Source organism: Phyllobacterium pellucidum (assembly GCF_013327855.1).
Taxonomy (GTDB): Bacteria; Pseudomonadota; Alphaproteobacteria; order Rhizobiales; family Rhizobiaceae; genus Phyllobacterium; species Phyllobacterium pellucidum.
This window is the reverse complement of the sequence record NZ_JABUMX010000002.1, coordinates 112,158-134,950: the sequence shown is the minus strand read 5'-3', so window position 1 is coordinate 134,950 and position 22,793 is coordinate 112,158. Positions and strand designations below refer to the sequence as shown.

General features: G+C 57.2%; 34 protein-coding genes. 29 read left to right on the top strand and 5 right to left on the bottom strand.

Annotation, left to right across the window (positions count from 1 at the left end; genetic code table 11):
- Positions 1–254 precede the first annotated feature (254 nt).
- From HQ945_RS08550 to HQ945_RS23110, 3 genes are read right to left on the bottom strand one after another with little or no spacing between them, the layout of a single operon-like run.
- Entirely contained in the window at positions 255–548 is a 294-nt protein-coding gene (locus HQ945_RS08550) for a hypothetical protein (protein ID WP_174207960.1), read from the bottom strand.
- An 18-nt stretch (positions 549–566) separates the two neighbouring features.
- Positions 567–806 (bottom strand): hypothetical protein, encoded by a 240-nt coding sequence (locus tag HQ945_RS08545; protein ID WP_174207959.1) that lies wholly within the window; start codon positions 804–806, stop codon positions 567–569.
- Positions 807–1,613, bottom strand: a complete 807-nt coding sequence (locus HQ945_RS23110) for a S24 family peptidase (protein ID WP_174207958.1) — start codon at positions 1,611–1,613, stop codon at positions 807–809. It lies immediately after the preceding gene.
- Positions 1,614–1,824: 211 nt separating this feature from the next.
- Between HQ945_RS23110 and HQ945_RS08535 the strand changes: the two genes are divergently transcribed.
- The 23 genes from HQ945_RS08535 to HQ945_RS08430 all read left to right on the top strand — a co-directional run bounded on the left by HQ945_RS08535 (position 1,825) and on the right by HQ945_RS08430 (position 17,950).
- Positions 1,825–2,013, top strand: coding sequence for a hypothetical protein (locus tag HQ945_RS08535; protein ID WP_174207957.1), 189 nt, complete (start codon positions 1,825–1,827; stop codon positions 2,011–2,013).
- 603 nt (positions 2,014–2,616) lie between these two features.
- The gene (locus HQ945_RS08530; protein WP_246272620.1) at positions 2,617–2,976 is read left to right on the top strand and encodes a hypothetical protein; all 360 of its coding nucleotides are present in this window, start codon (positions 2,617–2,619) and stop codon (positions 2,974–2,976) included.
- Positions 2,977–3,009: 33 nt separating this feature from the next.
- The gene (locus HQ945_RS08525) at positions 3,010–3,504 is read left to right on the top strand and encodes a hypothetical protein (protein ID WP_174207955.1); all 495 of its coding nucleotides are present in this window, start codon (positions 3,010–3,012) and stop codon (positions 3,502–3,504) included.
- Complete coding sequence (locus HQ945_RS08520; protein ID WP_174207954.1) at positions 3,505–4,047, top strand: hypothetical protein; 543 nt, start codon at positions 3,505–3,507, stop codon at positions 4,045–4,047. It begins immediately after the preceding gene.
- Positions 4,048–4,052: 5 nt separating this feature from the next.
- Positions 4,053–4,361, top strand: coding sequence for a LexA family protein (locus tag HQ945_RS08515; RefSeq protein WP_174207953.1), 309 nt, complete (start codon positions 4,053–4,055; stop codon positions 4,359–4,361).
- A complete protein-coding gene (locus HQ945_RS08510) occupies positions 4,358–4,915 on the top strand; it encodes a GcrA family cell cycle regulator (RefSeq protein WP_174207952.1) in 558 nt (185 codons plus the stop codon). Before HQ945_RS08515 ends, HQ945_RS08510 begins: the two co-directional genes overlap by 4 nt.
- A gap of 100 nt (positions 4,916–5,015) precedes the next feature.
- Positions 5,016–5,705: a hypothetical protein gene (locus HQ945_RS08505; protein ID WP_174207951.1), complete on the top strand. Its 690-nt coding sequence runs from the start codon at positions 5,016–5,018 to the stop codon at positions 5,703–5,705.
- Positions 5,702–5,989, top strand: coding sequence for a hypothetical protein (locus HQ945_RS08500; protein ID WP_174207950.1), 288 nt, complete (start codon positions 5,702–5,704; stop codon positions 5,987–5,989). Before HQ945_RS08505 ends, HQ945_RS08500 begins: the two co-directional genes overlap by 4 nt.
- A complete protein-coding gene (locus HQ945_RS08495; protein WP_174207949.1) occupies positions 5,973–6,656 on the top strand; it encodes a hypothetical protein in 684 nt (227 codons plus the stop codon). Before HQ945_RS08500 ends, HQ945_RS08495 begins: the two co-directional genes overlap by 17 nt.
- The gene (locus HQ945_RS08490; protein ID WP_174207948.1) at positions 6,653–7,291 is read left to right on the top strand and encodes a hypothetical protein; all 639 of its coding nucleotides are present in this window, start codon (positions 6,653–6,655) and stop codon (positions 7,289–7,291) included. The genes HQ945_RS08495 and HQ945_RS08490 overlap by 4 nt, the downstream gene beginning before the upstream one ends.
- Entirely contained in the window at positions 7,288–8,745 is a 1,458-nt protein-coding gene (locus HQ945_RS08485; protein WP_174207947.1) for a replicative DNA helicase, read from the top strand. Before HQ945_RS08490 ends, HQ945_RS08485 begins: the two co-directional genes overlap by 4 nt.
- A gap of 47 nt (positions 8,746–8,792) precedes the next feature.
- Entirely contained in the window at positions 8,793–9,041 is a 249-nt protein-coding gene (locus tag HQ945_RS08480) for a hypothetical protein (RefSeq protein WP_174207946.1), read from the top strand.
- Between the two features lie 72 nt (positions 9,042–9,113).
- Positions 9,114–9,299 (top strand): hypothetical protein, encoded by a 186-nt coding sequence (locus HQ945_RS08475; RefSeq protein WP_174207945.1) that lies wholly within the window; start codon positions 9,114–9,116, stop codon positions 9,297–9,299.
- Entirely contained in the window at positions 9,296–9,739 is a 444-nt protein-coding gene (locus HQ945_RS08470; protein ID WP_246272619.1) for a hypothetical protein, read from the top strand. Before HQ945_RS08475 ends, HQ945_RS08470 begins: the two co-directional genes overlap by 4 nt.
- Positions 9,736–10,389 carry a hypothetical protein gene (locus tag HQ945_RS08465; RefSeq protein ID WP_174207944.1) on the top strand — a complete coding sequence of 218 codons (654 nt, stop codon included), beginning with the start codon at positions 9,736–9,738 and terminating at the stop codon, positions 10,387–10,389. The genes HQ945_RS08470 and HQ945_RS08465 overlap by 4 nt, the downstream gene beginning before the upstream one ends.
- 294 nt (positions 10,390–10,683) lie before the next feature.
- Positions 10,684–11,166, top strand: coding sequence for a hypothetical protein (locus HQ945_RS08460; RefSeq protein WP_174207943.1), 483 nt, complete (start codon positions 10,684–10,686; stop codon positions 11,164–11,166).
- 63 nt (positions 11,167–11,229) lie between these two features.
- Positions 11,230–13,152 carry an acyltransferase family protein gene (locus HQ945_RS08455; protein ID WP_174207942.1) on the top strand — a complete coding sequence of 641 codons (1,923 nt, stop codon included), beginning with the start codon at positions 11,230–11,232 and terminating at the stop codon, positions 13,150–13,152.
- 163 nt (positions 13,153–13,315) lie between these two features.
- Positions 13,316–13,570, top strand: a complete 255-nt coding sequence (locus tag HQ945_RS08450) for a hypothetical protein (protein ID WP_175584990.1) — start codon at positions 13,316–13,318, stop codon at positions 13,568–13,570.
- Positions 13,512–14,705 (top strand): hypothetical protein, encoded by a 1,194-nt coding sequence (locus HQ945_RS22830; RefSeq protein WP_246272618.1) that lies wholly within the window; start codon positions 13,512–13,514, stop codon positions 14,703–14,705. Before HQ945_RS08450 ends, HQ945_RS22830 begins: the two co-directional genes overlap by 59 nt.
- Complete coding sequence (gene terL / locus HQ945_RS23105; RefSeq protein ID WP_343051195.1) at positions 14,702–15,646, top strand: phage terminase large subunit; 945 nt, start codon at positions 14,702–14,704, stop codon at positions 15,644–15,646. The genes HQ945_RS22830 and terL overlap by 4 nt, the downstream gene beginning before the upstream one ends.
- Before the next feature lie 9 nt (positions 15,647–15,655).
- Positions 15,656–15,805 carry a hypothetical protein gene (locus HQ945_RS08440; RefSeq protein WP_174207940.1) on the top strand — a complete coding sequence of 50 codons (150 nt, stop codon included), beginning with the start codon at positions 15,656–15,658 and terminating at the stop codon, positions 15,803–15,805.
- On the top strand, positions 15,798–17,147 hold the full coding sequence (locus HQ945_RS08435) for a DUF1073 domain-containing protein (protein WP_174207939.1): 1,350 nt from the start codon (positions 15,798–15,800) through the stop codon (positions 17,145–17,147). The genes HQ945_RS08440 and HQ945_RS08435 overlap by 8 nt, the downstream gene beginning before the upstream one ends.
- Positions 17,147–17,950: a phage head morphogenesis protein gene (locus tag HQ945_RS08430; protein WP_174207938.1), complete on the top strand. Its 804-nt coding sequence runs from the start codon at positions 17,147–17,149 to the stop codon at positions 17,948–17,950. The genes HQ945_RS08435 and HQ945_RS08430 overlap by 1 nt, the downstream gene beginning before the upstream one ends.
- Here HQ945_RS08430 and HQ945_RS08425 read toward each other — a convergent pair.
- Entirely contained in the window at positions 17,947–18,177 is a 231-nt protein-coding gene (locus HQ945_RS08425; RefSeq protein WP_174207937.1) for a hypothetical protein, read from the bottom strand. The two genes, HQ945_RS08430 and HQ945_RS08425, sit on opposite strands and share 4 nt — an antisense overlap.
- 32 nt (positions 18,178–18,209) lie before the next feature.
- Entirely contained in the window at positions 18,210–19,061 is an 852-nt protein-coding gene (locus HQ945_RS08420; RefSeq protein WP_174207936.1) for a putative phage abortive infection protein, read from the bottom strand.
- 41 nt (positions 19,062–19,102) lie between these two features.
- Between HQ945_RS08420 and HQ945_RS08415 the strand changes: the two genes are divergently transcribed.
- The 6 genes from HQ945_RS08415 to HQ945_RS08390 are packed head-to-tail and all read left to right on the top strand — an operon-like array spanning position 19,103 to position 22,785.
- The gene (locus HQ945_RS08415) at positions 19,103–20,260 is read left to right on the top strand and encodes a DUF2213 domain-containing protein (protein WP_174207935.1); all 1,158 of its coding nucleotides are present in this window, start codon (positions 19,103–19,105) and stop codon (positions 20,258–20,260) included.
- The gene (locus HQ945_RS08410; RefSeq protein ID WP_174207934.1) at positions 20,260–20,697 is read left to right on the top strand and encodes a structural cement protein Gp24; all 438 of its coding nucleotides are present in this window, start codon (positions 20,260–20,262) and stop codon (positions 20,695–20,697) included. The genes HQ945_RS08415 and HQ945_RS08410 overlap by 1 nt, the downstream gene beginning before the upstream one ends.
- Before the next feature lie 15 nt (positions 20,698–20,712).
- Positions 20,713–21,666 carry a DUF2184 domain-containing protein gene (locus HQ945_RS08405; RefSeq protein WP_174207933.1) on the top strand — a complete coding sequence of 318 codons (954 nt, stop codon included), beginning with the start codon at positions 20,713–20,715 and terminating at the stop codon, positions 21,664–21,666.
- A gap of 12 nt (positions 21,667–21,678) precedes the next feature.
- The gene (locus HQ945_RS08400) at positions 21,679–22,068 is read left to right on the top strand and encodes a hypothetical protein (RefSeq protein ID WP_174207932.1); all 390 of its coding nucleotides are present in this window, start codon (positions 21,679–21,681) and stop codon (positions 22,066–22,068) included.
- 54 nt (positions 22,069–22,122) lie between these two features.
- Positions 22,123–22,335, top strand: a complete 213-nt coding sequence (locus HQ945_RS08395; RefSeq protein WP_174207931.1) for a hypothetical protein — start codon at positions 22,123–22,125, stop codon at positions 22,333–22,335.
- A 12-nt stretch (positions 22,336–22,347) separates the two neighbouring features.
- Entirely contained in the window at positions 22,348–22,785 is a 438-nt protein-coding gene (locus HQ945_RS08390) for a hypothetical protein (protein WP_174207930.1), read from the top strand.
- Positions 22,786–22,793 lie beyond the last annotated feature (8 nt).

The window sequence follows — 22,793 nt, the reverse complement described above, 5'->3', positions numbered from 1 at the left end:
CTGAAGGAGAGAAGAGATAGAAAGGAAGGTTAAGTGAAAAGGGTTCAGAACTATCAAACACGCGTGCGCAATCAGCGTTCGATATTCACAACAGGAAGGAAAAACCTTGATGGACGCTAGATCAATAGAAGGCGCCTATCCTAGCGGAATTACCATTTCTGGCGCGTTGCTTATTCAGGTAGGCGGTGAACATCAGCGGATTCAGATAGGTTACGAAGGCCTTATGCGTCTGCGATATCTTCTGGACGAATATTTTAGCCTCCCAGATCATTCCATTCATCCAAAGCCGCCGGAACAATCTCGCTGATCTTGAATCCCGCGTCTTTGTCGTAGTTGCCTCGATGGAGATTTTCAGCCGGAATTATCGGCAGGATATCGTCTATTCCGAGCAGGAGGCCATTAAATAAGACCTCGCTAGAGATGCCAGGTGTTTTCGCTCTGATTTTGATGGTTCCACGATTGGTCCAGTGAGTAAACTGCGGTGCATCACCGTCGCCATTCCAGCGCCAGAACCGAACTATTTTCTCACCGACGATTCCCTTCGGCATCGCTCCGAAAATCCGGCATTATTCCATCTCCGGCACTTGACCGGACTGAAAGAGGACCGTCGGCGGCCCGTATTCACCTACATCCGGTTGAGCGTCACGCGCCCAGGCGAGAACGCCATCATGCTTTCTCGCCAACTCGCGAGCGCTGCGCATCGCGCGATCTTCGCTGTCGAATTGCATAGCCTCAAAAGCAGGAACGAGCTCGCCTTCGTCGGAGCGATCAAAGGCCATGACAACTATAAGACGAACGGGATCCATTTAGGCGCGCAACTTCAATTGGCCTTGAACACCGCCTTGGCGGTGCATGGACTTCACCATACGCCGAAGTTGATTGCCCCGAATCGTGACGTAGATTTCGCCAACCCAATCCAATTCTTGATTTTCAATGGGGTGGTCATTCCACGATTCCAACGTATAGCCGTTCTCGCCGCGACGTATAGTTTTGAGAAACCTTCGGCCGTCGCGCGTACGTACTGCGGCCTCTTCGCCAAGGAACGAGTCGGTCCCGCGCTTCTGTTCCCGCCAAACGATGATTACGTCGCCCTCGTCATAGCGAGGCAACATCGAAACGCCCTTCACTTGGAATGCAATCATGTCGCCAGGAAGCGGGATTTCTATATGGATTTGATCGAGACCTTCCGGAGGCGTCTGTTCAAAGTCAGGCTCGATCACAGCGCCAGCTCCAATGAACCCCATGAGACGTACATAGGAAGCGTGGTCGACCGGCTCGTCATCAGCCAGCAATTCGCCTTGCATAAGCGCTTCGGGGTTAAGTTTTAAAGCCCGCGCTAATGCCCCCATTTTATCCGCTCGCACCGATTTCTTTTTGCCATCAACGATATCGCGAATGAAGGTTCGTTCAATGCCTGCAGCAGTGGCGGCCTCTACAGCGCCAACACCAAGTTGTTCCAAGCGGTTAACTACAATCGTTTTGAGATCCATGATCTCGCGACAATAGGAAATTTCCACATATTTTGTGAAATCGGAAATTTCCCCTTGATAAGTGGGAAGTTTCCCACTACCCTTTGTATATGGAAACAGAGCTTTCAAACAATCTTTTGTCACTGGCTTCGGCTTTCGGTGTTTCTCGCAAGATCGAGGAGAGCACCATCGGACGGCTTTGCGCCTCCGATGGCCGGTTCTTCACTCGTATCAGGGAAGGCAAGACCTTCACCGCGAAAAAGTACGACGAAGTTGTCTTGTGGTTCTCCGAGAATTGGCCAGACGGCGCGGAGTGGCCCACGTCTGTCTCTCGACCGGTTACGGAAGCGGCAGCATGAGTAAATCCTCCCAGAAGAAAATGGCGCGTGCCGCTGCGAAAGCGCCGGGCTGGCTCCGAACAGGAGCTGCAGCGACGTTCGATCCGCAGGGCACGCGCGAGTTTCGTACCAAACAGCTTGGTACGTTTGGAGCGGCTTCTGACGTCCGCAAGATTGATCCTTCCGAGTACGAGGTGAAAGCGTGAGTGCTGAGGCATTTCAGAAAATCATTGCTGGCCTCGAGGAGGCCTTGGCGGTTGCGAAATCAGCAGCGTCGGATTGGAACTTCGACATGCAATCGGCGCCCCAAGATCGAAAGATCATCGCAGTGGGTTCTTCTGGCACCGTCACCGTCAGTCGTTGGATATCCAAGCGTGAGGCTTGGGAGATGTTCACGAAGGACTCTCCGCCAGTAGCGTGGATGCCTTGGCCAACCGCACCAGCAGCGGTGGCTTGAATGACCGTCGTCGCGATCAGCCTCTATGTCTTGGGTCTATTTGGGGGTGCTGCCTTCATACGGTGGGATGTAGCCCCGGGCGTCCGCGAATGGATCGTTGTCGCAATCTGGCCTGTAGTTGTTCTTTGGGCCGTAATTTCGGGTCTGGCGACCCCCATTGCGGGGAAGTTTCGCAAATGATCCGAACAATTCCAACTGCACCGGCATCTGCGTCGCCAAACCTTTTGCTCGCTGCAGGTTCATCGTCTTTCCCTTTCAACCCAGAACCGAAGCCTAACGCCCCGGTAGTACGTCTCAACACGTACCGGAAAGGACTTCGGAAATGTCCGAAAAATCATCGGAGAAATCCAAAATGAGTAGCGTTGAATTTGTGCAGTGCGCGCTTCACGAGCGCATTTCTCCGGTGGGGTCGGGCCGGAGCGTCAAGGACCGCATCAGGGCCGCTTCAAGGCTGCTTGGCTGGTCATTCAACAGAACCAAAGACGCTTGGTATGCGGATCCGCGCATATCGATCAGCGCCGACGAAATCAAAGAAATCGAGGAGATAGCCGGTGTCCGATACGGCCAATCAGAACTATCAAAGAATGAACGGATCATTGCCCGGGCCGAAGCTCTCTTGGCTGGCGAAGAGGAGGATATCTCTCGCTCGTTCATTGCTGCTTTCCGCGCGTTCCTTGGCGCTATGGATCGCGCCGGAACTTCGCGGGACTGAAAATTCCACACCCACTGATGAAGGGGATTCACGATGACCGCAGCAGGCCATAACAGCAACGACGACTATATCGAGCAGGTCTTCCACGAGACACTCGGCGTGATCAAGCAGGATAAGAGCGAGATCGCCGGCATCATGTCGGGAATGAAGGACAATTATAAGCGCGCCAGCAACGCCGGGATTCCAAAGTCAGTCTTCAAATGGGCTCAGGAGCTTGAGGACAAAGACATCAACGATGTCATTCGCGATCTGGAATGGAAGATCAGGGTTGCTCGCTGGCTTGGTCATCCACTTGGCCGCCAGCTTGACTTACTCGACGTAGATCGGGCGGACGCCGAGGAGCGCGCCTACGCCGAGGGTCTCGCGGCAGGTAAGGGCCGCAAGGAAAACATCAATCCATATGGCGTCGATAGCCCGATGGGGCAGGCCTGGCAGCGCGGCATGAACGACGGAACGGCCTTTGCAAACAAGGATTTGTCAAAAACCATCAACGGCGAAGATCCGGGTTTCAGCGAGGAGGCTGCGTAAATGGCGTGGGTCAAAGCAGTCATCCAGTTCAAGCCCGCTTCGATCGGCACCGGCATTAAGGCAACGCTTCGCGGCAAGAAGACCGCGATCCTTCTCCTCAACATCGATATGAAGTCGGCCTCAGCACTTGGCGTCTCCGACCAGGATAAGGTCGAGGTCCTGCTCGGCGACGGCCCCCAGCATGGCATGATCCGCCTTCGCAAGAACAACAGTGTCGGCCAGGCGATCGTCGAGAAGAAGGCGACAGGGAAGGGCGACTATTTCCTCATCAAGCTTGGTCACCAGGCGATGTTCGTCAACCGCGTCGAGCCGGCGAAATGGTGCCAGTGGGAAAAGGTCCAGGAGGAAGGCGGATGGTTTGAAATCGTCCTGCCGAAATGGGCCGACGAGACCCGCCAGAAGGTCGAGAGCAAGGTCGCAGCCCTGCCGGCAGCGGCAGCGCCCAAGGGCCCACATGAGCGCGCCAAGGCATTCGGCACGGTCACCTCGCGCCTTATGGGCGACCCAGAACCATCACGCTCGGCGCTGGCGCAGAAAGGGTGAAGCCCATGGAAACGCTCAAAATGCGCGCCCGGCGCATCGTCAAAGAGAGCCCGGCACTGGCAAAGGCGATCGCACTTGAACTGCAGACGGATCGGCCCGGTCTCACGCCGAAGCAGTTGAAAGCGATCGAGTTCATCCGTGAATTCAAAGCCAAAACTGAACTTGCGCCGACTTACGAGGAAACGGCCGAGGCACTGTGCGTCTCGAAAACCGCTGCCTACAACCTGATCGTGCGCCTGCATGAGCGCGGCTTCGTCAGGATCATGCCCAATCGCTCTCGCTCAATCGAGCTCGTCGAGGAGCGCGCAGCATGAGGTCGCTATCAAACTTCGACTGGACGGAAGAGCGGGTGACCCTGCTGCGGGAATTACTCCACGAGGGCAAGAGCGGCAGCATGATCGCCAGGGAACTTGGCACGTCGCGAAACAGTGTCATCGGGAAGGTCCACCGGCTGCAAAAGCAGATGGGCATTGGTCTGGGCGGAAGCATCAGCAAATCCGAGAAGTGCACGAACGCGACCGTCCGGCAAAAGGCAGTGCAAAAGATTGCCCCGCTCGTTGTAAAGCCCACCCAGCACCGTTTCCACTCCGGCAATCTCGCCGCCAAGAAGGCCAGCCGGGTGAACGATCCGGTTCTCGTTGAGGCACCGGTCGTCAGCAAGCTTGCATTTGAAGCCGACAGTTTGCGGGTGCTCCTTCACGAGCTCGAACCGCGTCAGTGCAAATGGGAAGTGAATAACGCCCCGGTCGGCGAAGATCACCTTTTTTGCGGCAAGCGGACCGATGAAGGCAAGTCGTGGTGCCCGTATCACGCGAATCTCGCCTATGTCCCGCGCCCGCCGAAACCCATTCAGGCGAGGGCGGCATGAACGAGCGCCCTGTCAAACTTTGGGAGATCGTCGTTCCAGCCGTCATGGCAGTTCTCCTCGTCGGTCTGATCGCAATCGGGTTTATGAGCGAGGTGCGGCCATGAACGCACCTTCCGCACGCGGTCTGTTTCGTGCCACGGGCAAGAAATCAAAGCCGGTTGTCCAGCTCAATCTCGACGGCTCTTACGAGAAGGTAGAGCACCTCGAGCGCGAGAAAGATGAGTTCTATCCAACACCGCCAGAGCCGACCCGCGCTTTCCTCGCCGCTGAGATTGACCGGCTTCGCGACTTCCGCACTATAGCTGAGCCGGCCGCCGGTGACGGCGCCATGGTCCGAGAGATGGAGGCTATTGGCCTCGACGTAAATGCGTCGGATCTCGTCGATCGCGGGTGCGGCGCGGTGATCAGGGACTTCTACGACTTTACGGAAGCGACCTTCCCATCATATGCCATCGTCACCAACCCGCCTTTTGCAGAATGTGGATGGGGCAACGGTAAGGCTCGCTGGCTAAAGCACGCACTCGACGTCCTCAATGTCGAATACATGGCGCTGCTGATGAATTGGGGTTGGCCGGGTGCCGGTGGGCTTAAGCATTTTTGGGCACAGCATCCGCCGGCGCGAGTCTACCTGATGCGCTGGAAGATCGATTTCACCGGGCAGGGCGCTCCGCCGATGCTCAATGCCTGGTTCGTCTTCGACAAGAAATGGAAAGGCGAGACCGTTCTCCGCATGCTCGATCGCCATTCGGATGCACGTCAATCCAACCTCTTCGCGGAGGATGCAGCATGAACCTCGCTCGCCACATCGTTCGATTGGACAACCCACTGGATCGCAGTTTGCTTTCCTATTTCGAACAGCGTCCCGGCAGATGGATTCGCCGCCAAGCCGTCATGCGGGCTTGTGGCTTCGATGATCCGATCAAGCAACCGGTCGGAGCTTACGCTCAGTTCGCGAGCACGCTCATCCGAGTAAATCGCGAGATTGCACCGCGCGGCCTGCGCATCATGCGCGACGAGGAAGCCCTCGATCTCTTCGCCCTGCAAGACATGAAGGAATATGGAAAAGATGCATAAGCTTGCGCTCGACCCTTCCAAAAAGTTCGGATGGTGCCTCCATCTTGATATCGATCTGTTGCCCGAGCGTGCAGAGCCCTACAAGCGAGAGGATCAGCTTTTCTATGGAACGTGGGATCTTGAAAAAGACATCGACGGCAAGAAGTGCTGCCTCCGCGGACAATTCGCCTGGAATCTCTGGGAAAATTTCAACGCTCTTCGGCGAGAGCGTGGAATTGAAGAAGACGAACTTCAAATAATTCTCGAAGGCGAGTCATACGGTTCGCAAAAGAGTGAGGCGGGGCGCCGCATGGCCGCTATGTGGCTGGTCGTGCTGGAAATGATGTGTGTTCGCAAGAAGCTTCCGCCTCCCATTACGTGTCCGGTGGACAGCTGGCGCGAATCCTTCATCAAGTGCACGAGAGCGCCCAAAGAGGTAGGTGCTGGCCTTAAAGATGATGCCGCGAGGACGGAAGCCCGTCGCAAGTGGCTTAAAGATAAGGTTATGCGCGTATGTTCGGAGCGAGGTCTTCATCCAAAAAACGATAACGAGGCTGATGCACTCGGCATAATGTTCTGGGCTTTGGTTGGCGGCATCGATGCGTTGGAAAGCAGCCGACGTAAGAAGAAAGAACAACGCCTCACCAAAACCAGACAGAAGAAACTCGACCTGGCGGTGGCGGCATGAAAGAGCTTCGCGTTCTCGTCGCCTGCGAGTTTTCCGGCACAGTGCGTCGGGCATTTGCCGCGCGTGGTCATGATGCATGGTCATGCGATCTGCTGCCGGCCGATGATCGCAGCAACAAACATATAGTCGGCGATGCTCGCGACATCCTGAATGATGGCTGGGATTTGCTTATGGTCGCGCACCCGCCATGCACCCGCCTGTGCAATTCCGGCGTTCGCTGGCTTTCAGTACCGCCGCCGGGGAAGACTGCCGATCAGATGCAAGAAGAGCTCCGCGAAGGCGCAGCGCTCTTCTCAACGTTCTGGAACGCGCCGATCGACCGCATATGCGTCGAGAACCCCATAATGCATCGCCATGCCAAGGCACTGATCGAGAACTATCAGGAGCCGGCCCAATCGGTGCAGCCGTGGCAGTTCGGCCATGGCGAGACAAAGCGCACCTGCTTTTGGCTCAAGAACCTACCGACCTTGACGCCCACCAACATCGTCGAGGGCCGCGAGGCGCGCGTTCATCGTGCTTCGCCCGGTCCCGATCGTTGGCGCGAGCGCTCCCGTTTCTTCTCCGGCATTGCCGAGGCGATGGCCGACCAGTGGGGCGGACCATTCCCGACAGACTTGTTTGAGGCAGCAGCATGAGCGAGATTTGCAACATCGAGGTCGAGCAGCTTCTCCTCGGCGCACTCCTGATCAATAACGAGGCGTTCGGTCTTATCTCTGGGCAACTCCTCCCCGAACATTTTTATGAGCCGCTGCATAAGGCGATCTACGACAACGCATCGAAGATGATCCGCGCCGGCAAGATAGCGAGTCCAATAACGATCAAGTCGTACCTTGATGAGAATGCGAAGGTGGGTGGGCTTACAGTCTCCCAATACCTCGCCCGTCTCGCGGCCGAGGCCATGCCGGCAATGATGGCGCCGACCTATGCCAACGAGATTTACGATCTCGCTGTCGATCGATCGCTGATCAATGGTGCAGAGGATCTCATAAGGGCAGTGCGGAATCGCGCGCCCAATGTGAGCCCGAAGGAACTCGGCGAGCAGGCGATCTCGGCAATCACCACCGCTTTGTCGGATGAAGACACGATCTATGGCGCGACTTCGTTCGGTGAAGCGTGTGATGATGCCCTAGCAGCCACCAGTCAGGCGTACAGCGGCAAGAAGACTGTCGGCGTCAGCTACCGCCTTCCACCATTGGAACGCCTCATAGGGCCGCTTTGCGGCGGCCAATTGATCATCCTCGGCGGCGCCACCAAGCAGGGCAAGTCAGCCTTGGCCGGTCAGATTGCCATGGGTGCAGCAATCGACGGGTTCCCGGTGTGGATGTATTCGGGTGAGATGACGGCAATGGAACTCGCCATGCGCGAATCCAGCCGTGACACCAAGATATCGGTCAATCGTCAAAAGCGCGGCAAGGTCGTCGAGGCTGACTATGAAAGGCTGATGCAGTTCCGCAATGCTAACCGGGACAGGCCTTTCTACATCCAAGAGAACCGGTTAACGCTCGATCTGGTGATGGAAAGGGCTCGAGCCTTCGTCCAGCGCAAAGGAAAAGGCCTTATTGTCGTCGACCACATCGGGCTGATCGATCGCACCAAGAGCGAGAAGAGTTTGGCGGATTGGGAATTCGGCCAGGTGGTAACCATGAAGCTAAAGCAGCTCGCGCGCGAACTGGATTGCCCCGTCCTCGGCTGTGCACAGTTGAAGAAGAATGTGTTCAACGAGAACCGTGGGCCGCTCAACGAGAAATTCCTGCAATCCATCCTCAATCGACGCCCCCGCTACACCGATCTGATCGGAGCGGTCGAGCGCGATGCTGACCACGTGATCATTCCGTTCCGTCCCTTCGTATTTCTTAAGGAGCACGAGCCATCCGAGCATTCGGATCTTCACCTACTCTGGGAGGAGATGGTCAACGATCAGAAGAACAAGGCAAAGCTCGTGCTGGCACTCTCGCGTGAAGCCAACTGGCCGGCCGAAGTTGAGATGGGCTGGGACGGTCCGACCACAACCTTCTATGAAACCGGCAGCGCTGGCGAAAGCGAGCTCATCCGCCGCGAAGCAATCTCCAACCCGATGGCACTCCTATGAACTGCGTTGCAGCTTATGTCGTACCGGTCCCGCTTGGATATCATGCCATGTGTCGCTTTTCGCACGATGCAAAGCCATGGCCGATCATGGATGGGAAGAACCCCAAGGTCTACACAGACCGCAACGAGGCCCTGATAGCCGCACAGGCTCACGTCATCAGTCACATCAACGGGACATACCGGCGAGACGGCGAAACGCTCCCCACGGCCATATCTGAGGCAGAGAAGCAGTGGGGCGCGATCTACGTCAAAGGGCGCGAGGTGAAGATCGAGCGGAAGGAAAGGGCAAAGGCATGACCTCCTTCGACATTCTCACATATGCGTTGGTGATCCTTGGGGTTGCATGGTGCTTCCGGAGGCGTGGCAGCAATGACTAAGCCTTTGAAGCACGCCGTCGTACTCGATGCTGCCGACTGCGAATGGCTCGTCAACGAATTGCGCTACCAGCAGGACCGCGAATGCCGGCGCCTACGCACCGCTCGGAACGACGAGTTGCCGCAGATCAACCAGGATATCGATCGCCACTCCAGATTGTTGAAGGCGTTGTCCACATGACAGAACGCGTCGCCTCCATAGCGGCCGAGTACGGCGTGACACTGATCGACGGGCGCAGATATCCGGAGCTCGGTGAAACCCGTGCTGTGGCCACCTTGGAGCGAATTGCTCGGCGCTTCGGCGAGGGGCACTTGCGGCTCGTACTTTCAACGCTGGCCGAGACCGCCAATAACAAGCTGCTGCTCGACGAGGTGGGTCTGTGGATGGCATCCGATATGATCCGAGCTTGCCGCAGTATCGTTGAAAATCGCACGGGCGATTGGCTCGAGACATGGGACGCAATGCCTGTGGGTGAATTGCAGTTCATCACCCATGATTTGTCCGGTGTGGTATCACAGAGGCATGCCTTGGGCGGCATGGTTTATGAACGCCTGTATCGCCGCTTCGGCCCTAATTCCGACCAACTTGACCTACTTGACGACAGACGGAGGATTCCTTGACCGAGGGTGATATCGCAGAGCGCCTGATCGAGGCCTACGAGATCGCGCTGCGCAGTTATGGCAGCGTGGGGCCGACGGCGATGAAATCCATGTCGCTCCCCTATCTCCATGACCAGGTTGACAAGAACGGCTGGGGCAGTGAGCGACTTGCCGAGGAGCGCAAGGAGTTTTGGGACAGCCTTGCCCGCCAGCCCACCGCTCGGCAGGTGTCGGAAGCGGATGAGGCACTGAGTTGGCTCGCGCTGGTCTCAAATGCCAACAATCGCATGAGCCTCTCGGAATGGGCTTTCTGCCATGCGTCGGGTCGTCGGTATTTCAAGGACAGTTGCTTCAAGTGGGGCATCCATCCCGAGACCGGGCGGCGCCGAAAAGACCGCGCTGTCTCAGAAATTATATTCAAACTCTTTCGCAAGCCATTGCAGAATAACGATATGGCTGAATTCGGGGAGTTGCCTGACGACCCCGAAATCGCATACTTTGCAGATAAGATCAGAGAACCCCGCCGAACGAACGGTGTGATCTCCTGGGCCGACGACGAAGCCTTCCAGCCGATCATCGCAGGTGCCAAGAACGATTTCAGTTGGGCCGAAAAGCGCAATGAACAGAGACGCCAGCGCCGGGCAGCAATGCTCAAGAAGCAGGCGGCATAATCAGGACGGCGGCAGCGTCGGTCGAACCCATGGCAGGACGACGCCAGGTCATGGGCCAGTCGGTTAAATGGATGGGAAAAGCCCGCGTAGACATCCTCCCTTGATAAGGGCCGATTACGGTGCGTCTTGATAGCCAATAGCCCCGCCCAGTGCGGGGTTTCTCATTTGGAGAGACAGTATGAACCGACGCGCATTCCTTGCTGCAATCGGCGTGCTGTTGTCTTCCGGCGCGGCTGGAGCATTTCCAAAGCCTGACCGACCCGTTGCAAAGATGCCGGCGAAGGCCAAATAACCATGTACGATCTGGCGCTGGAGTTCATGCACTTCGGTGCTGATCTCCTCAAGTATCCTCGGCCTGAGTTTCTGCCTTTCATCCACATCGATCCTGACATGGAGCCGCGGGGCCGGTTCTCGGTTCAGTGGATGCCGGTGATAACGCTGAAGCGCTGGCGTCAGGGATGCCGATACGACCAGTGTGTTCTGGTGCACGAGCTCGTCCACCATGTGCAGCACAGCAACGGCATCCCGATGAATGGGAACGTGTTCGAGGGCGTCAACGACCTCGAGGTCGAGGCCATCACGGCGCAAGTCAGGTGGTTGCAGTCTGTCGGCGAGAACCCGCGCGATCACATTTCGTATTCGACGATCCTCACATTGACGGGCGATGAGGGTTTCGCCTCGCTCGAATGGATGGTAGGCGGCACGACGACAGCGCACTCCCCGCGCACCGAAGCGCCCGGGGAGCGGCGGGGATGTTCCTTGAAATCAGTTTGGTAAACGGCTATGAGGTTTTGGTCGCAACCAGGCGACTATCCTTCATGAAACGATGCGACTGATTGAATGCAGCCCCAATATCGCCCAGAGATTGACGGACTGCGCGCCGTAGCCGTAGGTATCGTCGTGATTTTTCACGCCTTCCCGGGCGCGTTGCCAGGCGGGTTTGTCGGCGTAGATATTTTCTTTGTCATTTCCGGCTTTCTCATCACCGGAATCATCGTAAAAAGCTTGGAAAGCGGGACATTCAGTCTATCAGCCTTCTACGGCCGACGCGTCAGGAGGATCTACCCGGCACTGTGCCTTGTCCTCGCAGCGACTGCGATCGCGTCTTTGGCTGTCCTATCGACGGCGCAGCTTCAGATGTTGGGCAGGCATGGCGTTGCGGCTGCACTATTCATCCCCAACCTCATCTTTTGGCACGAGGCGGGATATTTTGATGCAGCCTCGGAAACCAAGCCGCTGCTCCACCTCTGGAGCCTGGGCATCGAGGAGCAGTTCTATATCCTCTGGCCCGCTTTGGTCGCGCTCATATTCCGCAAACGAAAGACGATGGTCACCGTATTCTGCGGCATTACGATCATCTCGCTACTCTACAGCGTCTACGCCACCAATTGGTCTCCTACCGCTGCGTTCTTTTCCCCACTGAGCAGGGCATGGGAACTGTCAGCCGGGAGCCTCCTCGCGGTGTTGCCAACCAGAAATCTGAAGCGCGGGGAGATCATTGCCGCTGGAGGATTGCTACTCATAGGCCTTTCAGCCGTTTTTCAGCGCAGCGATTTGTTCTTCCCTGGTCCCGCGGCACTACTCCCGGTAGTCGGCACATGCGCTATTATCGCCGCAGGAAACGGCGCCGCATTCAATCGAACCATCCTATCCAGTCCAGCTTTCGTTGGCCTAGGCCTGATCAGCTACCCGCTGTATCTCTGGCATTGGCCAGTCTTCTCTCTTGCACGGATCGCGATCGGCGCCCCCACCGCGCTCCAAATGGCATACCTTGTTGGGATCAGCGTCGGCTTGGCAGCAGCTACTTATCTGCTCCTCGAGCGTCGCGTTCAGCGGCAGAGCCTGAAAACCGCGTTCTCACACCTATTCCCGACCATGTGCGCCTTGGGCGTTGTCTTCGCGCTGACGTCCTATTTCGACCTGCGCTCGTTATGGTATTCGAGCGACATCAACAAGATCCTCGCCTACTCGAAATACGACTACGTAACGGACGCTCGCGAGGGGTCGTGCTGGTTCATAAAGGCGGACGGCACCAACGACTTTGGCGATGAGTGCGATAGGTTCAGTCCCTTATCGAAGAAGGTCGCGATCTGGGGAGATTCTTACAGCGCCCGCCTTTACCCGGGGCTACGCGCCGAGGCTGGCGCAGGTATCGAAATTGCTCAATTCAGCGTCAGCAACTGCCCGCCCGGAGGAAGTTCCGATCCTTATTGCAATGCGATGACGGCGAAGGTAATCCAGCGCCTTGCCAAATCCCGTCCCGATGTGGTTTTGATCTATGCTCGATGGGCCGGATATTCTAGTGACTGGGCTTCCGGCCAGTACGCCGATGGCCTGCGCGCATCAATCGACGCGCTGCATCAAATCGGCAGCAACGTCGTCCTCATCGGTCAATTCCCCGAGTATCCGAAAAACCTGCCCGATGTTCTCTTCGATCTGTGGAACGCAGATAGATCGCATATCCCAGAGAGGATTGCCGATCTTCCGACGAAGCAGAATGAGCATGTCGACGGGCAGATCAGGCATCTGGCCTCAGAAAATGGCACCCGTTATTTCTCCCTGACTGATGTATTATGCAACGATCAGGGTTGCCTTGCTCGAATACCAGGGAAAGCGTCCGATATCATCTCATGGGATTTCGGACACTTCACCACGGCAGGGGCTCGAATCGTCGCAAGGCCGATCATGGAAAGCGTCACAGCATCATTGGATAGTGCTAGCCAGGCTGCTGTGCTGGCTCGTGCTGGGGTCGTGCCTCACTAGGGCGATTCCGGTTTCGGATTGAAAAAAATCAAAGGTAATCATCGTGGCGCGTGGTGGCAAAAGAATAGGGGCTGGGCGTAAGCCAGGTGCCTCTACAAAGCGAACGCGCGCAATTGCGGATAAGGCATCGGCCGAAGGCTTAACGCCTCTGGAGGTCATGCTGATGGCAATGAACGAATGCGTCAAAAAAGAAGATTTGGCCGGCGCAGCATCGTTCGCCAAGGACGCTGCACCCTACATGCATGCCCGGCTGGCTGCAGTTGCACATACTGGACCCAAGGGCGGACCGGTACAGATTGCCGACATCACCCGCCTCAAGGGCATGACTGAACAGGAGCTTGAAGTTCTTGAACGTGCACTTGTCCAGATTGGAATTGCTGAAGGCGATCAGGACGGAGCGGGAGAGCCGGAAGACTGAGGAAGAGCGCAAGGCTGAGAAGGTCACGCTGCTCGCCTCGCATCTAGCCTTTACGAAGAAGTTCTTTCTGGAGAAGGAAGGACAGCCGTTTTCGATCGCACCTTTCCATCCGGTGTTCTGCGATACGATCGACAAGGTTCTCACCTGCCAGATCAAGCGGCTGATCATCAATATCCCGCCGGGGTATGGCAAGACCGAGCTCGCAGTGGTCAACTTCATCGCCCGCGGCTTTGCCATCAATCCTCGATCGAGGTTCATTCATGCCAGCTACGCGCAAGCGCTGGCGCTGGATAACTCGTCGAAGGTCAAGGATGTCATCGGTCTCGATGGCTACCAGGCCAACTGGCCGATCCGGATGCGGCTGGAGACCAACGCCAAAGGGCTGTGGCGCACCACGGATGGTGGCCATCTGCGCGCCGCGGCTTCTGGCGAGCCGATAACCGGCTTTCGTGCTGGTATCCTTGCTGAACCGGGCTTTACCGGCGCACTGGTGATCGACGATCCGCTCAAGCCGGACGATGCGAGTTCAGACACGACGCGCAAGTTCATCAACGAGCGTTGGGAAAATACTTTCCGGTCTCGTCTCGCACATGAGGATGTGCCGGTCGTCGTGATCATGCAGCGCTTGCATGTCGACGACTTTGCCGCGCACCTGATGGAGAACTCCGGCGAGCACTGGCATGTGCTGCGGCTTCCCGTCCTCATCGATGGAGCGATGGAGCCGCCGCCGGGTGATGTGACCGTCATACCGCACGGGCTGCCCGACGGGCCGCTATGGGGCGAGAAGCACAATCTTGAACAGATCAAGGTTTTGCAGAGCGCGATGCAGGTCTATGCGGGCCAGTACGGTCAGGATCCTGTCGTTGCCGGCGGTAACCTGTTCAAGACCGAAGCGCTCGGCGAATACGATGAACTGCCGAAACTGAAATGGCGGGCCATCTACGTCGATACAGCGCAGAAGACGAAAGAGCGCAACGATTATTCGGTCTTTGAGCACTGGGGAGCCGGGTTCGACAACAAGGCCTACCTGATCGATCTGGTGCGCGGCCGCTTCGAAGCGCCGGAACTGGAAAAGACCGCACTCACCTTCTGGGCCAAGGCCAAGGGCATGGATGCTGCACCGGCGCACTGGTGATCGACGATCCGCTCAAGCCGGACGATGCGAGTTCAGACACGACGCGCAAGTTCATCAACGAGCGTTGGGAAAATACTTTCCGGTCTCGTCTCGCACATGAGGATGTGCCGGTCGTCGTGATCATGCAGCGCTTGCATGTCGACGACTTTGCCGCGCACCTGATGGAGAACTCCGGCGAGCACTGGCATGTGCTGCGGCTTCCCGTCCTCATCGATGGAGCGATGGAGCCGCCGCCGGGTGATGTGACCGTCATACCGCACGGGCTGCCCGACGGGCCGCTATGGGGCGAGAAGCACAATCTTGAACAGATCAAGGTTTTGCAGAGCGCGATGCAGGTCTATGCGGGCCAGTACGGTCAGGATCCTGTCGTTGCCGGCGGTAACCTGTTCAAGACCGAAGCGCTCGGCGAATACGATGAACTGCCGAAACTGAAATGGCGGGCCATCTACGTCGATACAGCGCAGAAGACGAAAGAGCGCAACGATTATTCGGTCTTTGAGCACTGGGGAGCCGGGTTCGACAACAAGGCCTACCTGATCGATCTGGTGCGCGGCCGCTTCGAAGCGCCGGAACTGGAAAAGACCGCACTCACCTTCTGGGCCAAGGCCAAGGGCATGGATGCTGCGAGATACGGCAGCCTGCGCAAGATGGTGGTGGAAGACAAGGTCTCCGGTACCGGACTTATCCAGACCGTGAAGCGGAAGTCGATACCGGTCATCGCCCTGCAGCGTGACAAGGACAAATACACCCGCGCGCTCGACGTGGTGCCCGCGGTCGCCTCCGGCATGGTGGTGCTCCCGAAGTCAGCGCCGTGGAAGCAAACATTCATATCCGAGTACGCCGCGTTTCCAGATGGCTCGTTCGACGATCAGATCGACCCGTTCATCGATGCGGTCGACGAGATATGCGGCGGCTCGAATTACACACTCGACAACCTTTGAGGATGACTGATGGCTTGCTCTTCCTGCGAACAGCGCCGGCGCATGCTGGCAGAGGCGCGCAAGCAAGGACTGAAGGGTGTGGTGAAGACTGCGCCTTCCATCGTCAAGCATGTGATCCAGAACCCGCCGAGCCTCAGAAAGCCAAACCGCAATGGGTGAAGTCGTGAAGCTCAAGACCGATGGTCTGACGTCACTCGTCGCCGGGTTGAATGATCCTCTGCGCGACAAGATGGCTACCGCCTTTTATAGCGGCCAGTGCCTGACTGACCTGGAGTTGCTTAACGCCTATCGCTTCACCTGGCTCGGTCGCAAGATCGTGGATATCCCGGCACAGGACGCTGTCCGCAAGGGCAGGGACTGGCAGGCGGACCAGAAGCAGATCGGAATAATCGAAGCCGAAGAAAAGCGTCTCGGCTTCTGGCAGAAGCTCTATGAGGTCCAGATCAAGGCTCGCCTGTGGGGCGGCGCTGCCCTGTTCATTGGGACCGGCGACCCTGACCTTACCGAGCCTCTCGACATCGAGCGCATCAAGAAGGGTGGCATCAAATACCTGACCGTGCTCAACCGCCGCGATATCACTGCCGGGCCGATCGAGCAGGATGTCACTGCAGAATGGTTTGGCAAGCCTTCATGGTACGAGGTGACCGGCGCGACCACGTTTCTTCGCATCCATCCTTCGCGGCTTTGCATCTTCGTCGGTAATGCCCATCCTGATCCGCTGCTTGCTGGTGTGAATACCGGCTGGGGTGATAGCGCGCTGGATTCGGTCATCACTGCCATGAAACAGGCTGACTCCACCGCGGCGAATATCGCCAGCCTTGTGTTCGAAGCCAACGTGGATGTGTTCAAGACGCCGGATTTCATGTCCAGCCTTGCTGATCCAGACTACGAGGCGCGCATTATCAGGCGCTTTAGCCTCGCGGCCACCATGAAGGGTATCAACCGCGCCCTGGTCATGGATGCCAGTGAGGAATATGAGCGCAAGACGATCAGCTTTTCTACGCTGCCCGAGGTCATGCAGACGTTCCTGCAGATGGTGTCGGGTGCTGCGGATATCCCGGTAACGCGTCTCCTCGGCCAATCTCCGGCCGGCATGAGCGCCACCGGCGAAAGCGATATGAAAAACTATCATGATCGTATCTCGTCGATGCAGAACATGGAGATCACACCGGCCATTCATCGTCTGGACGAGTGCCTGATGCGCTCTGCGCTCGGTGCCCGCCCCGAGGAAGTGTTCTACAGCTGGGCGCCGCTTGAGCAGATGAGCGAGAAGCAGCTCGCCGAGATCGGCAAGATGAACGCCGAGACTGCGAAGACGTTGGTCGACAGTGGCATTTTCATGGGGCAGGAGCTCCGCACGGTTGTTACCACGCAGTTGGTGGAGTCCTCCTTCTATCCGGGTCTTGACCAGGTCGTTGCCGACACTGGCGATGACTTCGATCCTGATTTGGGTGGTGAGGAAGATGACAACACCGATCCGAATAGCCAGCAGACCGACTGATGGTGCGCTATAAGCTGGCGTCGCTGGCCAAACGCCCCAAGGGAGCCTCTGTAACGCTTCCGCCGATAAGCGGCAGTGTTGCGGCCGAGACAGCATACCTCAAGGCCCTACGGGCTTCCTTGCGGGAAATGGCGACACAAGTTCGGGAAATGATCCTGCCGATCGCCGAGCGTGAGGTTGCGGCGGCCAAGCGAATGACGGTCGACATGACCGAGCATGACTTCACGACGCTGGATATCATCACCAGCAGATTGACGGCCAGTGCATCCGCCATGGTGCGCCGGATTCTCAACTTGGAAGCAAGGCGGCATACCGATAACTTCATGGCTTCGGCAAAACGGGTGCTCGGCATCGATCTCGCTGCAGTCGTTCGGCAGGAAGACCTGAGCGATTATCTCGAAGCTGCCACGGCCCGAAATGTCGGGCTGATCAAGGGCCTGCTCGAGGATACTGCGAAGCGGCTCAAGGGCAGTGTGCTGGATGCGGTGATCAACGGCCGCTCAGCGACTGTGCTGCGAAAAGAATTGACCGAGCAGTTCGCATTGTCCGATCGCCGGGCGAAACTGATCGCGCGGGATCAGATATCGAAACTGAACAGCGATCTGAACCGCATTAGACACGTTCAGGCAGGCGTGACGTCCTACGAGTGGATGACTTCGCATGATGAGCGCGTGCGGCCGCTGCATAGGTCGCTGGACGGCCATGAATACAGGTACGGTGAGGCCACGGGGGCTGAGGGCGGATTGCCGCCTGGACAGCCGATCAACTGCCGCTGTGTGGCACGGGGCATCGTCAAGTTCTAGTTCTTGGGGAAGAACTTTCTGACGTCGTCTGGAATGCCGACGTCAAGCGTGCCAGCGATCCGCTCGACCTTGATCTTGTAGTTGTCCGGCGCGCACCATTGGTAGAGTTGGGAATGCCGGTGATCGGCGATTTCGTCCTGACGCCGCAGATGCAATTCGATAGCCTCGACGCGAACGGCGAGGTTCAGAATCAGCTGTTTGAGTTCGCGGAATTGTTCTGCGGTCATACGGTCTGTTGCATTGATGTTGCTGGTTTCAATCAATCTGCGAGGTCGTCATCATCTCGGGTGTCGGCGTCGGGTGCGACATCTACTTCGTCGCGGCCCAAAAACGCTTCTCGAGGATAGAGCTTTCGTAACGCATCGTAAACCTCGCCTCGTCGAGCATACTTTAATAACCGGAAGCGCACTACTATCGTGTCGAAATCTTTAGCAAAATCGTTCAACGCATTGCAGCCGGCAATTAATGCCTCGAAGCTTGTAAATTGACTGCGGATGAGATTGCCCAAATCATCTTTCTCCTTTTCGGAGAGATAGGAGTCGTTCCGGACACGATCTAATGCGCCGTAAATTAAGCGATAGTATGCGCCCAAAGTGCTCTCGTATCTTGAGTGCACATGTTCAGCATAGAATTTTCCCAATGTATCTTTGTTGATTTCCGTTCCGTTTTTATTGGCGAGATATACCCAATAACTCAATTCTTTATACGCCGCCCGAAATGCGTGATTGCCGGAAAGTGTACTTCCATCTTCCTTCGGAAACAGTCCTTGATAGGTCCGCGAGTGTCTGAATCTGATTTGTTCACGGGCCTCTCTTATCATGCGCAGTAACTCAAAAAAAGTTTGCTCAAAACGCTGTTTATGAAGGTCTTTCTGTTGAACGAGTAGAGCCTGACCTTGGAGGAGTAGCGTGGCGAGGACGCCAGTAAAGCCCAAAGCTCCCAACAATGCGTTGAAACCACCAAATGAGTCACCCCATGTCCCGGCTTGGTTCAAAGCATTAATGTGCCCTACCGCGCGATATGCCAAATCGTCCGAGTAAAAAGCCCAATAAAACCAAAAGCAAACGACGAACACAGCGAAAGAAGCTGTGAAGACTACGATTTTCAACATCTGCTAACCCCCGATACCCACTCCCCTATAGCGAGATTCCCATGCAATTCACAGATGCTGTGACCGTCGCGGGAACGCGCCGGCGAGATGACGGCTATCTTGTCGCCGACGCACGCATCGCGCGCACTGGTATCCAGACGTATCTCGGCTCCGAGGTCGGCAAGCCGGCAATGCCACTTGTCCGGGTCTATCGGCCGGGCTCAGAGGTGTTCTCTGATGAGACACTTAAGAGCGCGGCCCATCGACCGGTGACGAATGATCATCCGAGCGAACTGGTCACCTCGAAGACCTGGAAGGACGTTGCAGTCGGTCAGACCGGCGACGAAATCGCGGGCGAGGGCATCTTTATCCGTGTCCCGCTGATGGTCAGCGATGAGACAGCGATCAACGACATTGAGGGCGGCAAGCAGGAACTGAGCGCTGGCTACACCTGCGACCTCGATTTCACCGCCGGCACCACGCCAAGCGGCGAGGCCTACGACGCCATTCAGAAGAACATCCGGATCAACCACGTTGCCATCGTGCAGCGCGGCCGCGCCGGCAAGCAGGTTCGCATCGGCGACGGTGCGCACGCATGGGGCATCACCCCGATCACTTCCGACGAAGAAACGAAAGGAAACAGGTCAATGACGACCAGGACCATTACTGTTGACGGCCTCTCGGTCGAGTTGGCCGACAAGGACGCCCAGATCGTGCAGCGCACGATCGACAACCTCAACAAGCAGATTACCGACGCCCATTCGGCTCAGGCAAAGGCAGATTCCGATCATGCCAAGCTCGTTGCCGACAAGGATGCGCAGCTCGCGAAGAAGGACGCCGAGATCGACGACCTCAAGGGCAAGGTGCTCGACGCTGCTGCGCTCGACAAGCGCGTTCAGGACCGTGCGGACCTGATCACCACAGCCAAGGCCATTGCTAAGGACGTCAAGACCGACGGCCTGACCGATGCAGCCATCCGTAAGGCTGTTGTCGCCGCCAAGCTGGGTGACGAAGCCGTCAAGGACAAGGCCGAGGCCTATGTCGACGCCCGCTTCGACATTCTCGCCGAGGATGCCGCCAAGAACCCGGGCGATCCCTTCCGCACTGTCGTGCAGGGCGGTCTCAAGACGGACGGCACCAACGATGCGAGCACAGCTCATGCCGCTATGGAAGCCCGTCTCCGGGATGCATGGAAAACACCCACGAAAGGAGCAGCGTAATGCCCGCAATTCAGACCACTTATAACGCCACACACGCGCGTTGGGTTGAGGGCATGGTCCTCAACATGGAGCCTTCCGACGTCGTCACCCGCCTGGCGGAAGACGTTGAAGGCATCGGTTTCGGCAAGGTCGCGGTTCAGGGTACGGCCGATAATCAGGTCGTGGATTCGGAGATTACCGTCAAGTTCTGCGGTATCGCCGTTCTCGACACGACCCGTCCAACCGGAAAATACGAGCAGTTCGACAACGTCGCCGTCATGAAAAAGGGCGTCATTGTTGCACAGGCCTCGGTCGCGGTCGCCGTCGGCGATCCCGTCTACTACGTCCCGGCAACCGGTGTTCTCACGAACGTCGCTTCCGGAAACACCCTCATCGCGGGCGCTCAATGGGATACCAGCACTTCCGGTGCCGGTCTCGCAGCGCTTCGTCTCGGCTAACAGGAGCGACCTCCAATGAACGCAATTAACATGAACGACGCTCAGCAGGTCGCGATGAGCTTTCTCATCCGTCAGGCCTCGCTGATCGAACCAACCGTCTACGCGATGCAGTATCAGGAGATACAGTATTCTTCCCTGATCCCGGTCGACTACAGTGCACCCGAATGGATTCAGTCCGTCACGTACTTCTCGATGGATTCTGTCGGTCGGGCAGAATGGTTCAATGGCAATGCCCATGACGTGCCAAAGGTTGAACTGACCCGTGACAAATTGGAAACGTCCGTCAGCATGGCTGCCATCGGGTACGGCTATAACCTTGAAGAACTCGGCACAGCCCAGCTTCTTGGCATGAACCTCAATCCCGAAAAGGCTTCTGCGGCACGCCGTATCGCTGAAGAAAAAATCGATGTTGTCAGCTTTGTCGGTGATACCGGCAAGGGCTATTCGGGATTGGTCAACAACGCCACTGTCACGGCAACGACTGCGCCGGCCGACGGTACGGGTTCAACTACAACCTTCTCCACCAAGACCCCTGACCAGATCCTTCGGGATATCAATGGCGTTCTGACGGGTATCTTTACAGGCACGCTCGGCGCTGAAATCGCCGATACGCTGCTTCTGCCCTACTCAGTGTTGTTGGACCTTTCCACCCGCCGGATCGATGCGGTCAATCAGACCACGATCCTCGAATGGATCGAGCGGAACAACATCTACACCCGCACCAGGCGCCAGCCGCTGACCATTAGCGGCCTGTTCGGCTATCTCGATGCGGCTGGTGCCGGCAGCACCAAACGCATGGTTGCTTATCGCCGGTCGCCGGAAGTGCTGAAAATGCACATTCCGATGTCGTTCCGCTTCCTGCCAGTCTGGCAGACCGGGCCGCTGAAGTTCGACGTTCCCGGAATCATGCGTCTGGGTGGCGTCGACGTTCGCCGTCCTAAGTCTGTCCGTTATCTCGACGGCATTTAAGGAGGGTTTGTCATGAAGATCACCAACACCCAGAAGGGCCCGCGCGGTGTCAACACCGTCAATGGCCCAGTGCTCATCGAAGCTGGTGAAACCGTCGAGGTCGACGTCTACGCCCGCGAGAAGGAGCACATCGAGGCCACGCAGTGGTTCGAAGTCTCGGGCTCGTACAAGGCCAATCCGGAGGCATCGAGCACCGTCGCTCCCGACGATGCGCTTGCCGCGCTTAAGGCCGAGCTCGCCGACCGGGACTCGGAAATCGCCCGACTGACGGCGGCCGCGCAGAAGTCGGACTCTTCTCGGGATGATCTCAAGAAGCAGGCCGATGAACTTGGCATCGACTACGCCAAGAACATCTCGACCGACAAGCTGAAAGAGCTGATCGACGCCAAGCTGGCCGAATAATCCCTCGGGCGCGGCGGATCACTTGCCGCGCTCGTCCACTCACGAGGTGTCGTCATGACTGTCATCAAATCCAACCACGATACGGATCTTCGTCTGCCGCAGGGTCCTGTGATCCGCGCCGGCAAGACTGTCGAGGTCAACAACTGGGATATCGTCAGCGGCAATGACGTCGTCAAAGCCTGGCTGCGCGCCGGTGCGATCGAAGAGGTTGCGGCCGAAAAAGAAAGCAAGCCGAAGGGCAAGAAGCCGGACGCGTCCGAAGAATAATCAGGAGCCGATATGCCAACGTCGTCATTCACCAAATATCAGGACTTCGCCGAGCAGCTCGGCAAGAAGAACCACAATTTGAACGCCGATACGCTCAAGATTGCGCTGACGAATGCAGCGCCAAACGCGGCAACGCACGTTCAGCTCTCTGATATCACCCAAATCTCGACGGGCGGCGGTTACACTGGCGGCGCTGGTGGCGGGCTCACTCTTGCTGGGGTAGGCTATACAGAGACCGGAGGCGTGGGTTCCCTTGTCGCCACCGACAATGTCTTCACTGCTTCAGGCGGCTCTGTAGGCCCGTTCCGCTATGCGGTGCTCTACAACGACACCACAACATCGCCGGCCGATGCCCTGATCGGTTATTGGGACTATGGCTCGTCGATCACATTGGCGGACGGCGAAAGCTTCACGCTGGACTTTGGCGCCACTATCCTGACCATCACGTAAGGTCGCAT

What these genes read in the sequence shown, in the direction of transcription:
- HQ945_RS08450 (WP_175584990.1), top strand. Translation starts at nt 13,316, where the DNA reads ATGGCAATGAACGAATGCGTCAAAAAAGAAGATTTGGCCGGCGCAGCA.
- HQ945_RS08525 (WP_174207955.1), top strand. Translation starts at nt 3,010, where the DNA reads ATGACCGCAGCAGGCCATAACAGCAACGACGACTATATCGAGCAGGTC.
- HQ945_RS08405 (WP_174207933.1), top strand. Translation starts at nt 20,713, where the DNA reads ATGAACGCAATTAACATGAACGACGCTCAGCAGGTCGCGATGAGCTTT.
- HQ945_RS08425 (WP_174207937.1), bottom strand. Translation starts at nt 18,177, where the DNA reads ATGACCGCAGAACAATTCCGCGAACTCAAACAGCTGATTCTGAACCTC.
- HQ945_RS08515 (WP_174207953.1), top strand. Translation starts at nt 4,053, where the DNA reads ATGGAAACGCTCAAAATGCGCGCCCGGCGCATCGTCAAAGAGAGCCCG.
- HQ945_RS08460 (WP_174207943.1), top strand. Translation starts at nt 10,684, where the DNA reads ATGTACGATCTGGCGCTGGAGTTCATGCACTTCGGTGCTGATCTCCTC.
- HQ945_RS08455 (WP_174207942.1), top strand. Translation starts at nt 11,230, where the DNA reads ATGCAGCCCCAATATCGCCCAGAGATTGACGGACTGCGCGCCGTAGCC.
- HQ945_RS08535 (WP_174207957.1), top strand. Translation starts at nt 1,825, where the DNA reads ATGAGTAAATCCTCCCAGAAGAAAATGGCGCGTGCCGCTGCGAAAGCG.
- HQ945_RS08430 (WP_174207938.1), top strand. Translation starts at nt 17,147, where the DNA reads ATGGTGCGCTATAAGCTGGCGTCGCTGGCCAAACGCCCCAAGGGAGCC.
- HQ945_RS08505 (WP_174207951.1), top strand. Translation starts at nt 5,016, where the DNA reads ATGAACGCACCTTCCGCACGCGGTCTGTTTCGTGCCACGGGCAAGAAA.
- HQ945_RS08390 (WP_174207930.1), top strand. Translation starts at nt 22,348, where the DNA reads ATGCCAACGTCGTCATTCACCAAATATCAGGACTTCGCCGAGCAGCTC.
- HQ945_RS08520 (WP_174207954.1), top strand. Translation starts at nt 3,505, where the DNA reads ATGGCGTGGGTCAAAGCAGTCATCCAGTTCAAGCCCGCTTCGATCGGC.
- HQ945_RS08475 (WP_174207945.1), top strand. Translation starts at nt 9,114, where the DNA reads ATGACTAAGCCTTTGAAGCACGCCGTCGTACTCGATGCTGCCGACTGC.
- HQ945_RS08545 (WP_174207959.1), bottom strand. Translation starts at nt 806, where the DNA reads ATGGATCCCGTTCGTCTTATAGTTGTCATGGCCTTTGATCGCTCCGAC.
- HQ945_RS08440 (WP_174207940.1), top strand. Translation starts at nt 15,656, where the DNA reads ATGGCTTGCTCTTCCTGCGAACAGCGCCGGCGCATGCTGGCAGAGGCG.
- HQ945_RS08490 (WP_174207948.1), top strand. Translation starts at nt 6,653, where the DNA reads ATGAAAGAGCTTCGCGTTCTCGTCGCCTGCGAGTTTTCCGGCACAGTG.
- HQ945_RS08395 (WP_174207931.1), top strand. Translation starts at nt 22,123, where the DNA reads ATGACTGTCATCAAATCCAACCACGATACGGATCTTCGTCTGCCGCAG.
- HQ945_RS08480 (WP_174207946.1), top strand. Translation starts at nt 8,793, where the DNA reads ATGTGTCGCTTTTCGCACGATGCAAAGCCATGGCCGATCATGGATGGG.
- HQ945_RS08510 (WP_174207952.1), top strand. Translation starts at nt 4,358, where the DNA reads ATGAGGTCGCTATCAAACTTCGACTGGACGGAAGAGCGGGTGACCCTG.
- HQ945_RS08420 (WP_174207936.1), bottom strand. Translation starts at nt 19,061, where the DNA reads ATGTTGAAAATCGTAGTCTTCACAGCTTCTTTCGCTGTGTTCGTCGTT.
- HQ945_RS08435 (WP_174207939.1), top strand. Translation starts at nt 15,798, where the DNA reads ATGGGTGAAGTCGTGAAGCTCAAGACCGATGGTCTGACGTCACTCGTC.
- HQ945_RS08410 (WP_174207934.1), top strand. Translation starts at nt 20,260, where the DNA reads ATGCCCGCAATTCAGACCACTTATAACGCCACACACGCGCGTTGGGTT.
- HQ945_RS08415 (WP_174207935.1), top strand. Translation starts at nt 19,103, where the DNA reads ATGCAATTCACAGATGCTGTGACCGTCGCGGGAACGCGCCGGCGAGAT.
- HQ945_RS08470 (WP_246272619.1), top strand. Translation starts at nt 9,296, where the DNA reads ATGACAGAACGCGTCGCCTCCATAGCGGCCGAGTACGGCGTGACACTG.
- HQ945_RS08495 (WP_174207949.1), top strand. Translation starts at nt 5,973, where the DNA reads ATGGAAAAGATGCATAAGCTTGCGCTCGACCCTTCCAAAAAGTTCGGA.
- HQ945_RS08485 (WP_174207947.1), top strand. Translation starts at nt 7,288, where the DNA reads ATGAGCGAGATTTGCAACATCGAGGTCGAGCAGCTTCTCCTCGGCGCA.
- HQ945_RS08530 (WP_246272620.1), top strand. Translation starts at nt 2,617, where the DNA reads ATGAGTAGCGTTGAATTTGTGCAGTGCGCGCTTCACGAGCGCATTTCT.
- HQ945_RS08500 (WP_174207950.1), top strand. Translation starts at nt 5,702, where the DNA reads ATGAACCTCGCTCGCCACATCGTTCGATTGGACAACCCACTGGATCGC.
- HQ945_RS08400 (WP_174207932.1), top strand. Translation starts at nt 21,679, where the DNA reads ATGAAGATCACCAACACCCAGAAGGGCCCGCGCGGTGTCAACACCGTC.
- HQ945_RS08550 (WP_174207960.1), bottom strand. Translation starts at nt 548, where the DNA reads ATGCCGAAGGGAATCGTCGGTGAGAAAATAGTTCGGTTCTGGCGCTGG.